Raw genomic sequence first — 13,017 nt, forward strand, 5'->3', positions numbered from 1 at the left:
CCTATTGGACTAATTGTCCAGTAGCTTAGATCGATCAGGGCCGTGCGGCCAGCCCCGTGCACGAGCGCAGCGACTTCCAGTCCGCCACCGCCTGGGTCCTGGCCGGCCCCGTCATCGGTACCGGAATACCCCCTTGGATGGTCGCCGGAGTCCAGGCGTCCTTCAAGATCTTGCGTCCCTTGATGGTCAGCGTCAGCACGCCGGTCTTGCCGGTCGTGGCCGGGTTGGAGTTGTAGAAGATGAAGTTCCCCATGCCGTAGTTGACGTAGGCGTCGTCGAGGTAGCCGCCGCCGAGCAGGATGTGCGCGTGCCCGCCGACCACCACGTCGGCGCCCGCCTCGACCAGCTTGGGAGCCAGCGAGAGCTGGGCGGCGTTGGGGCACTTCTGCAGCTCGGTGCCCCAGTGCAGGTGGACGATGACGGTGTCGGAGTTCTTGCGCGCCTGCCGTACCGCCTTCAGCAGGGCCGGCTCGTTCTTGGCCGAGGCCAGCCCGCCCTTCTCCGACGTGGCCGTCCACGCCTGGATGAACTCGGCGTCCATCACCTGTGTGGCCCCGATGATCGCCACCCGGTTGCCGTTCACGGTCCTGCGCCAGGGCCGGTACGCCTGCGCCGCGTCCGCCCCGATCCCCACCACGGGGAACTTGGCGCGCTTGGCCGCCGCCAGCGAGTCGGCCAGCCCGGTCTCCATGTAGTCCATGCCGTGGTTGTTCGCCATCGACGCGACGTCCACCCCGGAGGCCTTCAGCGCGGTGAGCGCGCTCGCCGGCGCCCTGAACGTGAACTGCTTGCCCGGCGCCGGCGTCCCGCCGGTGGTGATGGCCGTCTCCAGGTTGATCATCGACAGGTCGGCCTTGCGCAGCACGTTCGCGATCGGTCCTAAGGCCGTGCTCGGGTCGTTCAGCCGCCCGCGCAACATCCCCTCGAAGTGCACGTCCCCGCCGAACGCGATCGTGAACGGCTTCTTCTCCGGCTTCGGCTTCTTCGTCGGCTCCGCCGGCCGTGTGGCCGCCACCTGCCCGCGCTGCGGTTCCTTCTCCGGTGCCGGAGAGCACGCGGCCAGCGATAAGACGACGGCGAACATCGGGAGAGCACGGGGGAGTCTCATCTGCCGCCACTTCCGCTCGAAACCTGTCTTTCAGGGATCGAGCATGCCATGCAGGGCGGATTACCGCGCAGTCTCCCCACTACCCACCAAATCGGACATGGCCTGGCGGGTCTCATCGTCCATCGGCGTGTACACGATCAGCCGCAGCTCCGGCACGGCCATGAGGCTGGTCGTGCCGAACCGCAGCACCCCCCGCTCGACGTGCTTGTACGCCTTCACCCGCGGCCCCGGCTCGGCCACGTCCTGCCGCGCCCACAGCCGCGCGAACTCGGCGCTCTCCGAGCTGAGCCGGCGCACGAAGTCCTGCCAGCAGGGGTCGTCGCCGTGCCGCGTGTAGGAGCCCCTGAGGACGGCCACGGCCCGCGCCAGCTCATGGTCGCGGTCGAGCAGCAGCGTCTGGGGAGAGCCGTTGAGGCAGGTCTGCCAGAGCGAGTTCCGCTCCCCCTCCGGCGCGCCGACCAGCTCGGGGAACAGGGCGGCGTAGCCGGCATTCCAGGCCAGGACGTCGCACCGGCTGTTGGACACGCAGGCCGGCATGTCGCCGAGCCGGTCGAGTATCGCCCGCATCTCGGGCGTGACCTGGCCCGAGTCCACCGGGATCGGGTCTTCGGCCTGCCCCGCCAGCCGGTAGAGATGCTGGCGCTCGGCGCTGTCGAGCCGCAGCGTGCGCGCGATCGCGTCGAGCACCTGCGCGCTGGCGTTGATGGGCCGCCCCTGCTCCAGCCACGTGTACCAGGTCACGCCCACCCCGGCGAGCTGGGCGACCTCCTCGCGGCGCAGCCCCGGCGTCCTCCTGCGCGGGCCGGGCGCGAGATCGACCATCTCCGGCGTGATCCGCGCCCGTCGCGTGCGCAGAAAAGCCGACAGATCGGTACGTCTTACCTCAGCCACGCTCATCCCTCCACTATGGGGGACCTTAACCAGTTACCACCAGTACCAGTATAAATGGGCTCTCGTTACTGGTACTGGAATCACGGCAGACTAGCCAACATGTCGCAAACTGCCGCCATTCACCCTTCTGCGCACACAAAGCCGCAGGAGGCACCCAAGGCCAGCGGCCTGCTCCTGGCGATCATCCTCGTGGGACAGTTCCTGGCCATCCTGAACGTCAACATCGTCAACGTGGCCACCCCCACCATCGAGGCCGACCTGCACTCGTCGGGGGCCGGGCTGCAGATGATCGTCGCCGGTTACACCATTGTCTACGCCGTCCTGTTGATCACTGGAGCCAGGGTCGGTGATCTGTTCGGCTATCGCCGGGCGTTCCTGGGCGGCTTGGCGATCTTCACGCTCACCACCTTGGTCGCGGGCCTGGCGCCGTCGACGGGCTGGCTGGTGGCCTCCCGCCTGGTGCAGGGCGCCGGGGCGGCGTTGATGATGCCGCAGGTGCTGACGTTGATCCAGCGCAACTACCAGGGTGCGGCCCGAGGCCGGGCGATCGGCCTGTGGTCGCTGGTGATCAGCGGTGGCATCGTGGTCGGCCAGGCGCTCGGCGGCATTCTGCTGGGCTTCGGCCTGGGCTGGCGGATCGTGTTCCTGCTGCTCGTGCCGATCGGGGCGCTCCTGCTGGTGGCGGGGCTCCGGGTGCTGCCCGCCGACCAGGGCGGGCACGGCACCGGGCTCGACCCGTGGGGTCTGGTGAGCCTGTCGGCGGCCGTGCTGCTCTTCGTGGTGCCGCTCGTGCTCGGCCGCGACCTCGGCTGGCCGCTGTGGGGCTGGATCTCGATGGCGCTGAGCGTGGTGGCGTTCGCGGCGTTCGTCCGCATCGAGCGCTGGGTGACCGCGCGCGGCGGGCGGCCGCTGGTGGACGCGAGCGTGCTCCGCGCGCCGGGCATGCGGCCCGGTCTGGCGATCCTGCTGTTCGGCCCGGCCACCTGGGGCGCGTTCCTGTTCACCTCGGCCCTGCACCTCCAGGGCGAGCTGCACCTGTCGCCGCTGGCCTCCGGCATGATGCTGGTGCCATGCGCGCTGGCCTTCGGCCTGGTCGGGCTCGCCTGGCCGCGCCTTCCCGCGCGGCTACAGCGGCCGCTGGTGCCGTTCGGCTACGTGGTGGCCGCGCCGGCCTACCTCGGGCTGGGCCTGGCCGCCGGTGGCGGACTCCCCTACGCGATCATGAGCGCTCTCATCGGCGCCGGGCTCGGCGTGCAGGTCGCGGTGACCAACATGGCGACCGAGCAGGTGGACGGCGCCTACGCGGCCGACGCCAGCGGCGCCCTGCTCACCGTGATGCAGCTCGGCCAGGTCATCGGCGTCTCGACGGTGGGCACGCTGTTCATCACCCTCAGCCAGGGCCACGGCACCGTGTCGGCCTCGCTGGTCTCTTCCATCGCCATGGCGGGCCTGGCCGTCGTCGCCGGCCTGAGCTCTCTTTTCCTCGTACGGCGCCGGGTGCCCGCGGCGGCCCGAACGTAAAGAAGCTTGATCAAGATGGTCGTGAGTGTGGCATGATATGCGCGTCTTCTGCGCTCGATCACCTGTGAGAGCTGGAAAGTCGTGGAAGTCGCTGCAACGACTCCCTGTTTGAACGGCCCTGCAGGTTGTGCGACCAACACGCCAGGGCCGTTCATCACATGCTGCCGGCTACAAGTGTGGCCTGGTCGAACTCGCCGCCACGGACGCCGGCCGTGAACGCGGCCCACTCCTCCGGCGTGAAGACCAGGACGGGTCCGTCCTGCTCCTTGCTGTCCCTCAGCGCGATATTGCCATCGGCCAGGGGGGCCACCTCGACACATGTCGACGCACCGTTACAGAAGGTGCTCTTACGCCAGGCGACCGCTTTAGTGTGGTTGTACATTTTCTCCCCAAATGCGTAAAGGGGCACCATTGCCCCTTTCTGAGGTTTTTCGTCTAACGCCGCCACAACATGGCTTTCCGCTGGATAAGCACGCGAGAATCATCCTCATCCAGCGCTTCTGACCGAGTGTGGTCAAAAGCTGTTTCGTATCCGGCCACTCGTTCGAGGTCATCGACGAAGTGGGCAGTATACAGGTGCTCTAGGTACACAACATCATCAAAGGCGGAAAACTTCAGGTGAATAAACGCACCGGTGTTAACCGGATGAAGTGAGTCCAAGGTGAGAACTTGGACACTCACGTGCGGCAACAGGGAGATCTCCAGCAGATGCTCCATCTGCTCGCGCATCACCGACGGCTCACCGAAGCGGCGCATCAGCGCCGACTCGTCGAGCACCACGGTATAGGCGCAGGGATCGATCCTGTGCAGCACGCGCTGCTGCCTGTCGAGCCGGGCCTCGACCCGGCTTCTGACACCGCTGTGCGTGATGCGCGCGATGCCCCGAGTCGCCAGAATCACTTCTCTGGCATAATCCTCGGTCTGCAGCAGGCCAGGCACCACCTGGGGTTCCCAGTTGCGCTGGAATGTCGCCTCAGCCTCCAGCCCGAGGAATCTTGTGTATTCCTCGGGCAGCGAGTCTTCGTAATCCTCCCACCAGCCGCGCTGTTCCGCATCCCGCAACAGGCCGAAGAGCTCATCAATTTTCTCTCCGTCGACGCGGTAGAGCTTCGCCATGGCCTTGATGTCGTCACCACTGGGCATGGTCTTGGCGGCTTCGATGCGGCTGACCTTACTGGGCGACCAGCCGAGCTCTCTGGCCGCCTTGGCGCCGGTGAACTTCCGCCGCTCGCGGAGGAGCCGCAGCTCCTGGCCCAGCCTTAGTCGCCGTACGGTGGGGCTGCCCTGCTGCGATGGCACCGTCCACTCTCCTTCTCGGGAATGAAGGTGTAGCCGGGAGGATCCGTTTGGGACCCGGCATTCTGGGCCGTTCGCCTAATCTTACACTGCAAGTTGCATGTGTAGTGCCGTATGGGCTTGCCAGAAGGCTTTCATGGGGAGAGCGTGGGAGCAAGAGGAGCGCGCGCCCACCCCCTCTGTCGTGGGCTTTCGACACTTCTCGTGCAAGTTGCAGGGCAAGGCAACCAGCAAGTAGCGAAGAAAGTTATTTCTTCCCTTGCTCAAGGCCTTGCAGCATCGACTACCTCGGGGGACGATCAGACCCAGGAGGGATCTCGAGTGGTGAGGAGGCCGGACATGACAGCACGGCCGTACGCATCGGGCCTTCCCGTAACGATCGCGCGCCCGTTCAAGGGCCGCCTCGCCGGCAGCGTCGCCGTCCCGGATAGGAAACTTCGCCCTAGGGAGGCCGCTTGCCGGAGGGATCGCGTAAAAGCCTGAACCACGTTGAGAGAGTCCGCTCATTCGAGCGTGTGAAATGCCGGGCCGAGGCTGACCACCAGGTCGCCGCATATGGGCTGCCACCCTGCGGCGGGACCGGTCATCAGCCATCGGACCGGCCAAGAAGCCACCTCTAAATTGCCGCGAAAGGGGTCTTCTATGTACTCACAAGGTACCAAGGGACTCAGCCGAATCAAGTCCCGGATCCGGGAACTCATCGCACTCGCCGATCGCGAAATCTGCATGGAGCCCGACGAATTCGCCTACCGCATCGGCTGGACCGTGGCCAGGACGGGCTTCGGCTCCCGCTGCTACCGCGACCCACGCTTCGACCAGCTCAAGCTGCCACACCGGGTCATCGAGGAGGTGTCCTGACATGTCCAGGAATCCTCGTAACCAGATCTACCCCGCCTATGAGGACCTTCCAGCGCCCCGCGGGGGCGGGCCGCTGGTCAGGCTCTGGCGCATCCGTACCGAACTGTTGCTGCTCGCCGGGCTGGCGCTCTTCACACTGACCCTGCTCGGTGCGACCCAGGAGGGCAGATGGGTGCCCTTCGTCCTGCTGACCAGCGCGATCTCCGTGCCGGCCGCCACGAAGGTCGGCCGTAACTGGATCACCGCGCACTTCTGGTGCGTGGTCTCCCGGCACCGCCTGCAGCGGGTCTGCCTGGAGACCACCATGCACACCAGGGCCGGCCGCATCCCGCTGGTGCTCTGGATCACGCCCACCTCCACCGGGGAGAAGGCGCTGATCCTGACCAGGGCGGGCATCTGCGCCGAGGAGTTCGAGGCCTACAGCGAGGAGATCGCGGCGGCCTGCTGGGCGCGCGGCGTGAACGTCTATCGGCACCGCCGCCGGGCCCAGTTCGTGATCGTGGAGATCGTCAGACGGGACGAGGTGCCGGGCTCCATCACCCCGGGACTCGACCGTCTCTACGGGCGACGAGCCTGGATCTCGTTGAGACCCGAGCTTGAGGAGCCGCCTGATCTGCGCACCGAGGTGGAGCTGCGCCAGGCTGCCTGAAGGCTCACTGAAACCCCGGGGAATCCGGGAAATTCCCTGGGGGGTGCGAGCCCCGGAGGCCGCGGGGGCCTCCGGGGCTTCCCCATGCGCCCGGGAGAAGCCAAGATGAGTTCATCTGGCGAACTCAGGAGTGTCGTGATGACGTCGACCGTCCACCGGACCTGTCCCCTCTGCGAGGCCGTCTGCGGCCTGACCCTCACCCTCGACGACGGCGGGCACGTGACCAGCGTGCGCGGCGACAAGGAGGACCCGTTCAGCAAGGGGTTCATCTGCCCTAAGGGCGCCAGTCTCGGCCGGCTCGACGAGGACCCCGACCGCCTGCGCAAGCCCCTCATCCGGGAGGGCGACCTGTGGCGCGAGGTCGGCTGGGACGAGGCGTTCGCCGCCGTACGGGCGGGACTCGGCCAGGTCACCGACCGTCAGTCCATCGCGATCTACCTCGGCAACCCGAACGCCCACAGCATGGCGGGCGCCCTGTACGGCGCTCCCCTCATCAAGGCGCTCGGCACCCGCAACGTCTTCTCCGCCAGCACCGCCGACCAGATGCCCAAGCACGTGGCCAGCGGGCTCATGTTCGGCCATCCGCTGGCCATCCCGGTGCCCGACCTGGACAGGACCGACCACCTGCTGATGCTGGGGGCCAACCCGCTGGAGTCCAACGGGTCCCTGTGCACCGCCCCCGACTTCCCCGGCCGGCTGAAGGCCCTGCGGGCGCGGGGCGGGCGGCTGGTCGTGGTCGATCCGCGCCGCACGCGTACGGCGGCGCTGGCGGACGAGCACGTGTTCGTCCGCCCGGGGACGGACGCGTACCTGCTGTTCGGCATCGTCCACACCCTGTTCGCCGAGGACCTGGTCGCCCTGCGGCATCAGGTCAACGGGCTCGACCAGGTGCGGGAGGCGGCCAAGCACTTCCCGCCCGAGGTGGTGTCCCGGCGTACCGGGGTGCCCGCCGCGGTGATCGTGCGGCTGGCCAGGGAGCTGGCGGCGGCGCGGACGGCGGCCGTCTACGCCAGGATCGGCACCTGCACGGCCGAGTTCGGGACGCTGGCCCAGTGGCTGGTCGATGTGCTCAACGTGCTCACCGGCAACCTCGACCGGCCGGGCGGCGCCATGTTCCCCAAGCCCGCGACCGAGTTCGGGGCGCGGCGCAGGCCGTACCAGGTGGGGCGGTGGAAGAGCCGCGTCCGAGGGCTGCCCGAGGCGAACGGTGAGCTGCCGGTGGCCACGCTCGCCGACGAGATCGAGACGCCCGGCGAGGGCCGGATCAGGGTGTTGCTGACGGTCGCGGGCAACCCCGTGCTGTCGGCGCCCCACGGGGACCGGCTGGACACGGCGTTCGGGCGGCTCGACTTCATGGTGAGCGTGGACCCGTACCTGAACGAGACCACCAAGCACGCTAACGTCATCCTGCCCCCGCCCCGCGTGCTGCAGTCGGGGCACTACGACTTCGCGCTGCTCGGGTTCGCCGTCCGCAACTACGCGCGCTACTCGCCGCCGTCACTGCCGCTGGAGGGGCAGCCATCGGAGGCCCAGATCCTCGCCAGGCTGGCCATGATCGCTTCGGGGCTCGAAGGGGACCTGGACGCGTTCGTGATCGACGAGATGCTGCGTAAGGCCGCGGAGACGCCCGGTTCGGGCATCGAGGGGCGCGACGTCGCCGAGCTGCGCGACCTGCTGGAGGGTGAGACGGGCGGCGAGCGCCGGCTCGACCTCATGCTCAGGCTCGGCCCCTACGGCGAGTGGGCCGGCAAGGGCGACCTGTCGCTGCGCAAGCTGCTCGACAACCCGCACGGCCTGGACCTGGGCGCGCTGGAGCCCCGGCTGGACGAGGTGCTCAAGACGGCCTCTGGCCTGATCGAGCTGGCGCCGCCGCGGCTCATCGAGGACGTGGAGCGGCTGCGCGGCAAGATGGACGAGGAGCCGCCGGAGATCGTCCTGATCGGGCGGCGCCACCTGCGCTCCAACAACAGCTGGCTGCACAACGTGGGCACTCTGGTCGGCGGCAGCAACACCTGCACGCTGCAGATCAACCCGGCCGACGTGGCCAGGCTCGGGCTGGCGGAAGAGGCCGTGGTCCGCTCGGCGAAGGGCCAGGTCACGGTGCCGCTCGAACCCACCGACAGCATCATGCCGGGCGTGGTGAGCCTGCCGCACGGCTGGGGCCACGCGGGCAGCGCCCAGAGCGTGGCGGCCGAGCACGCGGGCGTCAGCGTCAACACGCTGACGGACGAATCCGCCGTCGATGTTCCAAGTGGTAACGCAGTGTTCAACGGAGTTCCGGTCACGATTTCACCAACCGGGGTGATCACCGCACATTAGGGTGTCGCGCGTGACTATCGCGCCAGAAGAGGACCGCCTGAACGCCCAGATCGCCTTCGCCATCGAGATCGACAAGTTGAAGCGGATCATCCGCCGCAACCATCTGATCGACGGTTCGCGGCGGGAGAACACCGCAGAGCACTCTTGGTACGTGGGCACGCTGGCGATGGTCCTCGGCGAGCATGCTCCACCGGGAACCGATCTCCAGCGGGTGGTGGCCATGCTGTTGGTGCACGACCTGGTGGAGATCGACGCCGGTGACACCTTCGTGTACGACGTCGTGGCGGTCGCGGCCCAGGCGGAGGCCGAACGGCGGGCCGCCGACCGCATTTTCGGCCTGTTGCCCGCCGAGCAGGCCAAACATCTGAGGGAGCTCTGGGACGAGTTCGAGGCCAGGGACACCCCGGAGGCGAAGTTCGCCAAGGCCCTCGACCGTTTCGCCCCGATCCTGGCCAACCACCATACCGAGGGCGGCACGTGGCCACTGTTCAAGGTGAAGGCCGAACAGGTCAGGGAGAAGGTCCGGATCATCGGGGAAGGCTCGCCCACATTGGGCGCGTACGCCCAGGAGCTGGTCGAACTCTCCGTGGCCAGGGGACACCTCTCCGAGTGATCCCCTCATGGCTGGGGTAGGGGACTTGTCGTGAAAGAGACAGTACGAGCGAGACGACGGCAATTGCGAAGTTTCGCCGGGCCAGTTGCCATCGCCGATCGGCTCGAAAAGTCGAAGGCCATGGACAAACCGGTCAGGGTGCTGGCCAAGGCCGTACGCCGGCGCCTGCGCCAGGGCCGGCTACGCGACCTGCTGCACGGCGTCCCCCTCGGGGAGCCGGTGCACCCGCCGCTGGCGACGGTGAGTCTGGGCTGCTGGATCTCGACGGCCGTCCTCGACCTGGCGGGCGCCGACCCGCGGGCCTCACGCCTGCTGCTGGCCACGGGCCTGGTCAACGCGCTGCCCACGGCGGCGGCCGGGCTGACCGACTGGTCCTCACTGCACCGCGAGCAGCAGCGCGTGGGCTTCGTCCACATGATGGCGAACATGGCCGCGCTCGGCCTGTTCTCCGCCTCGCTGCTGGCCCGCGTGCGCGGGCGCGAGAAACCTGGCCGGATGCTCTCCTACGCCGGCCTCGGCGTGGGCGGTCTCGGCGCCTATCTCGGCGGCCACCTGGCCTACCGGCAGGCCGCGGGGGCCAACCACGCGCCGCAGGTCACCCACCTGGTGCCGCTGGGCTGGCACGACCTGTGCCCGCTCAAGGACCTGCCCGACGGCAGGCCGGTGGCGCGGCGGCTGGGCTACATCCAGCTCTTCGTGCTGCGCCAGGGCGACGGCGTGACCGTGCTCGCCGACCATTGCCCGCACCTCGCCGGCCCGCTGCACCAGGGCAGGCTCGTCATGGAGGACGGGGAGGCGTGCGTGGTGTGCCCGTGGCACAGCAGCACGTTCCGGCTGACCGACGGCTCGGTGAAGCACGGCCCGGCGACCGCGCCGGCGCCCACGTTCGAGACCCGCATCAGGCGGGACGGCACGATCCAGGTGCGGCCCGCCACTTGACCTGAAGTTTGGTTGAGGTCCTACGGTCGGGTCCATGAGCAAAATCCTTGTGACCGGCGCGACCGGAAATGTGGGCAGGCACGTGGTCTCCCAGCTCGCCGAGGCGGGCTTGGAGGTGCGCGCCCTGGCCAGGAACCCCGAGCGGGCCGCGCTGCCCGTGGAGACCGTGCGCGGTGACCTCACCGTGCCCGAGACGCTGGAGCCCGCGCTGGACGGCGTGGAGAGCGTGTTCCTGCTCTGGCCCGGCTTCTCCACGGGCAACGCCGGGGAGCTGATCACGACCATCGCCAAGCACGCGCGGCGCGTGGTCTACCTGTCGGCGCACGTGCCGGACGAGGGAGACTCGACGCACTACCAGCAGATCGAGGGGCTGATCCGGCATTCGGGGCTCGGGTGGACCTTCCTGCGGCCCGGCGGTTTCGCGGCCAACACGCTGGGCTGGGCCGATCAGATCAGACAGGGCGTGGTGCGCTGGCCGTTCGGGCAGGCGTCCAGGGCGCTGATCCACGAGAAGGACATCGCGGCGGTGGCCGTGCACGTGCTCACCTCCGGCGGGCACAACGGCGCCGCGTACGTCCTCAGCGGCCCCGACGAGCTGACCCAGGCCGAGCAGGTGCGCGTGATCGGCGAGGTGGTCGGACGTGAGGTGCGCTGGGAGGACCAGCCGCTCGACGAGGCCCGCGAGCTGCTCATGGCGGCCTGGGGCGAGGCGGCGTTCGTGGAGGGCGCGCTGACGACGTGGGAGAGCTTCGTGGACCACCCGGAGAGGGCGACCGGCACCGTGGAGAAGCTGCTGGGCCGGCCCGCGCTGAGTTTCCGCCGGTGGGCGGAGGACCACGCCGCGGACTTCAGCTGACTCCGTCGGCGGAGGGCTCGTCGGCGGGGTGCTCCACCAGGGCGAGGATGCGGCTGGACATGAACCTGGCCGTCCGGACGGGGGTGCCGCTGCGGGTGACCTCGCTCACCTCCACGAGTCCCCGCCGGGTGGCCACCTCGACCCGCCGGCCGGCGCGGGTGGCCCTGATCTCGTACGTGCGCGGTGAATCACCAGCATCGATGACGATTTCCACCCGGTCACCTTTCATGTCCGGGTTATACCCATAAGCCGTTATCCGTACACCAGTACGATAATTGCCGCGACCCCGACGCACACGATGATCCCGCGCAGCACCGGCGCCGGGATCCGCCGCCCCAGCCGGGCACCCAGGAACCCGCCGGCGATCGCGCCCAGCGCCACCCCGGCCACGGCCTGCCAGTCGACGTCCGCGACCACGACGAACAGCGCCGCCGCCACGCCGTTGACGATCAGCGCGAGGACGTTCTTGGCGGCGTTCACCCGCTGGAGGTGGTCGTCGAGGAAGATGCCGAGCAGGCCGATCAGCAGCACGCCCTGGGCGGCCCCGAAATATCCCCCATAGACGCCCGAGGCCAGCACCCCCAGCCACAGCGCCGTGCCCCCGTGCGGGTGCGGCCGGTCGCGGCGCGCGGCCACCCACGCGTTCAGCCTGGGCTGCACCAGGACCAGCAGGCAGGCCAGCGCGATCAGCGCGACCACCACGACCTCGAACACGTCGGGGTCGAGGAACAACAGCAGGATCCCGCCGGCCAGCGCCCCGATGGCCGAGGCCAGGCCCAGGCGCAGGAGTCGTTCGCGCTGGCCCTGGAGTTCGGCGCGGTAGCCGTACGCGGCCGTGAAGGAGCCGGGGACGAGCCCGATGGTGTTGGAGACGTTCGCCGTCACGGGATCGACGCCCAGCGCCACCAGTGTGGGGAACGTGATCAGCGAGCCCGACCCGACCACCGCGTTGATGGCGCCCGCCACCACCCCGGCCACGCAGATCGCGGCCAGTTCCCACCCCGTCACGAACCCTCCTCGCTAGGTGTCCGGGCTCTTGGGGGGTGTGAACAGGCCGCCCAGATTCTCCAGGACCTTGCCCATTTCCGATGGGACGATCCAGATTTTATTGGCGTCGCCCTTGGCGATCTCCGGCAGGGTCTGCAAGTACTGGTAGGCGAGCAGGTGCTGGTCCGGGTTCCCCTCGTGGATGGCCTTGAAGACCATGCCGATCGCGTCCGCCTGGCCCTTGGCGCGCATGGCCTGGGCCTCCGCCTCCGCCTGGGCGCGCAGCACGGCCGCCTCCGCCTCGCCCCGCGCCCGCAGCACCGACGCCTGCTTCTCGCCCTCGGCGGCCAGGATCGCGGCCTGGCGCTGCCCCTCGGCGGTCAGCACGGCGGCGCGCTTGTCGCGGTCGGCGCGCATCTGCTTCTCCATCGAGTCCTGGATGGAGGCGGGCGGGTCGATGGCCTTGAGCTCGACCCGGTTGACGCGGATGCCCCACTTGCCGGTGGCCTCGTCGAGCTCGCCGCGCAGCGCGGTGTTGATGTCCTCGCGCGAGGTCAGCGTGCGTTCCAGGTCCATGCCGCCGACCACGTTGCGCAGCGTGGTGACCGTGAGCTGCTCGACGCCGATGAGGAAGTTCGCGATCTCGTACGTGGCCGCCTTCGGATTGGTGACCTGGAAGTAGATGACGGTGTCGATGGACACCACCAGGTTGTCCGAGGTGATCACCGGCTGCGGCGGGAACGACACCACCTGTTCCCGCAGGTCGATCATGTCCTTGATGCGGTCGATGAACGGCACCACCAGGTTGAGGCCCGGCGTGAGCGTGCGGTGGTAGCGGCCCAGCCGCTCGATGATGGCGGCCGTGGCCTGCGGGATGATGCGGATCGTGCGGGCCACGCCGAAGCCCACCGCAGCGACCACGACGATGGCGACGATGAGCTGCTCGACGGACATGACGACGCTCCGAAGTCGAGGGAACC

14 protein-coding genes are annotated in these 13,017 nt (G+C 68.7%); 7 read left to right on the plus strand and 7 right to left on the minus strand.

Annotation, left to right across the window (positions count from 1 at the left end; translation table 11 throughout):
* Nucleotides 1-34: 34 nt before the first annotated feature.
* Both C4V41_RS16510 and C4V41_RS16515 read right to left on the minus strand, forming a co-directional pair.
* Nucleotides 35-1,108 (minus strand): CapA family protein, encoded by a 1,074-nt coding sequence (locus C4V41_RS16510; RefSeq protein WP_103956774.1) that lies wholly within the window; start codon nucleotides 1,106-1,108, stop codon nucleotides 35-37.
* A 60-nt stretch (nucleotides 1,109-1,168) separates the two neighbouring features.
* Entirely contained in the window at nucleotides 1,169-2,005 is an 837-nt protein-coding gene (locus C4V41_RS16515) for a helix-turn-helix transcriptional regulator (protein ID WP_103956775.1), read from the minus strand.
* 93 nt (nucleotides 2,006-2,098) lie between these two features.
* On the opposite strand from C4V41_RS16515, the gene C4V41_RS16520 reads away from it, so the two are divergent.
* Nucleotides 2,099-3,520, plus strand: a complete 1,422-nt coding sequence (locus C4V41_RS16520) for an MFS transporter (RefSeq protein WP_103956776.1) — start codon at nucleotides 2,099-2,101, stop codon at nucleotides 3,518-3,520.
* 154 nt (nucleotides 3,521-3,674) lie between these two features.
* Here C4V41_RS16520 and C4V41_RS16525 read toward each other — a convergent pair whose 3' ends face one another.
* Nucleotides 3,675-3,932: a DUF397 domain-containing protein gene (locus C4V41_RS16525; protein ID WP_327537440.1), complete on the minus strand. Its 258-nt coding sequence runs from the start codon at nucleotides 3,930-3,932 to the stop codon at nucleotides 3,675-3,677.
* Nucleotides 3,933-3,955: 23 nt separating this feature from the next.
* On the minus strand, nucleotides 3,956-4,819 hold the full coding sequence (locus C4V41_RS16530; RefSeq protein ID WP_103956777.1) for a helix-turn-helix domain-containing protein: 864 nt from the start codon (nucleotides 4,817-4,819) through the stop codon (nucleotides 3,956-3,958).
* A 723-nt stretch (nucleotides 4,820-5,542) separates the two neighbouring features.
* Between C4V41_RS16530 and C4V41_RS65335 the strand changes: the two genes are divergently transcribed.
* The 6 genes from C4V41_RS65335 (at nucleotide 5,543) to C4V41_RS16560 (ending at nucleotide 11,050) form a co-directional block, all read left to right on the plus strand.
* Entirely contained in the window at nucleotides 5,543-5,674 is a 132-nt protein-coding gene (locus tag C4V41_RS65335) for a hypothetical protein (RefSeq protein ID WP_268808611.1), read from the plus strand.
* Nucleotide 5,675: 1 nt separating this feature from the next.
* Nucleotides 5,676-6,323, plus strand: a complete 648-nt coding sequence (locus tag C4V41_RS16540) for a hypothetical protein (RefSeq protein ID WP_103956779.1) — start codon at nucleotides 5,676-5,678, stop codon at nucleotides 6,321-6,323.
* 138 nt (nucleotides 6,324-6,461) lie between these two features.
* Nucleotides 6,462-8,642, plus strand: coding sequence for a molybdopterin-dependent oxidoreductase (locus tag C4V41_RS16545; RefSeq protein ID WP_103956780.1), 2,181 nt, complete (start codon nucleotides 6,462-6,464; stop codon nucleotides 8,640-8,642).
* A gap of 1 nt (nucleotide 8,643) precedes the next feature.
* Nucleotides 8,644-9,255, plus strand: coding sequence for an HD domain-containing protein (locus C4V41_RS16550; protein ID WP_103956781.1), 612 nt, complete (start codon nucleotides 8,644-8,646; stop codon nucleotides 9,253-9,255).
* Between the two features lie 120 nt (nucleotides 9,256-9,375).
* Nucleotides 9,376-10,194 carry a Rieske 2Fe-2S domain-containing protein gene (locus tag C4V41_RS16555; RefSeq protein ID WP_235030164.1) on the plus strand — a complete coding sequence of 273 codons (819 nt, stop codon included), beginning with the start codon at nucleotides 9,376-9,378 and terminating at the stop codon, nucleotides 10,192-10,194.
* Between the two features lie 34 nt (nucleotides 10,195-10,228).
* Complete coding sequence (locus tag C4V41_RS16560) at nucleotides 10,229-11,050, plus strand: NAD(P)H-binding protein (protein WP_103956783.1); 822 nt, start codon at nucleotides 10,229-10,231, stop codon at nucleotides 11,048-11,050.
* On the opposite strand, the gene C4V41_RS16565 is transcribed toward C4V41_RS16560, so the two are convergent.
* Genes C4V41_RS16565 through C4V41_RS16575 form a run of 3 tightly spaced genes read right to left on the minus strand, consistent with a single transcriptional unit; the run spans nucleotide 11,043 to nucleotide 12,991 of the window.
* Nucleotides 11,043-11,264 (minus strand): hypothetical protein, encoded by a 222-nt coding sequence (locus tag C4V41_RS16565; RefSeq protein WP_235030165.1) that lies wholly within the window; start codon nucleotides 11,262-11,264, stop codon nucleotides 11,043-11,045. The genes C4V41_RS16560 and C4V41_RS16565 overlap by 8 nt on opposite strands.
* Nucleotides 11,265-11,302: 38 nt before the next feature.
* Nucleotides 11,303-12,058, minus strand: coding sequence for a sulfite exporter TauE/SafE family protein (locus C4V41_RS16570; RefSeq protein WP_103956785.1), 756 nt, complete (start codon nucleotides 12,056-12,058; stop codon nucleotides 11,303-11,305).
* Between the two features lie 12 nt (nucleotides 12,059-12,070).
* Nucleotides 12,071-12,991, minus strand: coding sequence for an SPFH domain-containing protein (locus C4V41_RS16575; protein WP_103956786.1), 921 nt, complete (start codon nucleotides 12,989-12,991; stop codon nucleotides 12,071-12,073).
* Between the last annotated feature and the right edge of the window lie 26 nt (nucleotides 12,992-13,017).

This window comes from Nonomuraea solani, assembly GCF_900108335.1.
Lineage (GTDB): Bacteria > Actinomycetota > Actinomycetes > Streptosporangiales > Streptosporangiaceae > Nonomuraea > Nonomuraea solani.

Excerpts from the sequence above, each read along its gene's own strand:
- C4V41_RS16510 (WP_103956774.1), bottom strand. The coding sequence starts at position 1,108 with ATGAGACTCCCCCGTGCTCTCCCGATGTTCGCCGTCGTCTTATCGCTG.
- C4V41_RS16515 (WP_103956775.1), bottom strand. The coding sequence starts at position 2,005 with ATGAGCGTGGCTGAGGTAAGACGTACCGATCTGTCGGCTTTTCTGCGC.
- C4V41_RS16520 (WP_103956776.1), top strand. The coding sequence starts at position 2,099 with ATGTCGCAAACTGCCGCCATTCACCCTTCTGCGCACACAAAGCCGCAG.
- C4V41_RS16525 (WP_327537440.1), bottom strand. The coding sequence starts at position 3,932 with ATGGTGCCCCTTTACGCATTTGGGGAGAAAATGTACAACCACACTAAA.
- C4V41_RS65335 (WP_268808611.1), top strand. The coding sequence starts at position 5,543 with ATGGAGCCCGACGAATTCGCCTACCGCATCGGCTGGACCGTGGCCAGG.
- C4V41_RS16540 (WP_103956779.1), top strand. The coding sequence starts at position 5,676 with ATGTCCAGGAATCCTCGTAACCAGATCTACCCCGCCTATGAGGACCTT.
- C4V41_RS16545 (WP_103956780.1), top strand. The coding sequence starts at position 6,462 with ATGACGTCGACCGTCCACCGGACCTGTCCCCTCTGCGAGGCCGTCTGC.
- C4V41_RS16555 (WP_235030164.1), top strand. The coding sequence starts at position 9,376 with ATGGACAAACCGGTCAGGGTGCTGGCCAAGGCCGTACGCCGGCGCCTG.
- C4V41_RS16560 (WP_103956783.1), top strand. The coding sequence starts at position 10,229 with ATGAGCAAAATCCTTGTGACCGGCGCGACCGGAAATGTGGGCAGGCAC.
- C4V41_RS16575 (WP_103956786.1), bottom strand. The coding sequence starts at position 12,991 with ATGTCCGTCGAGCAGCTCATCGTCGCCATCGTCGTGGTCGCTGCGGTG.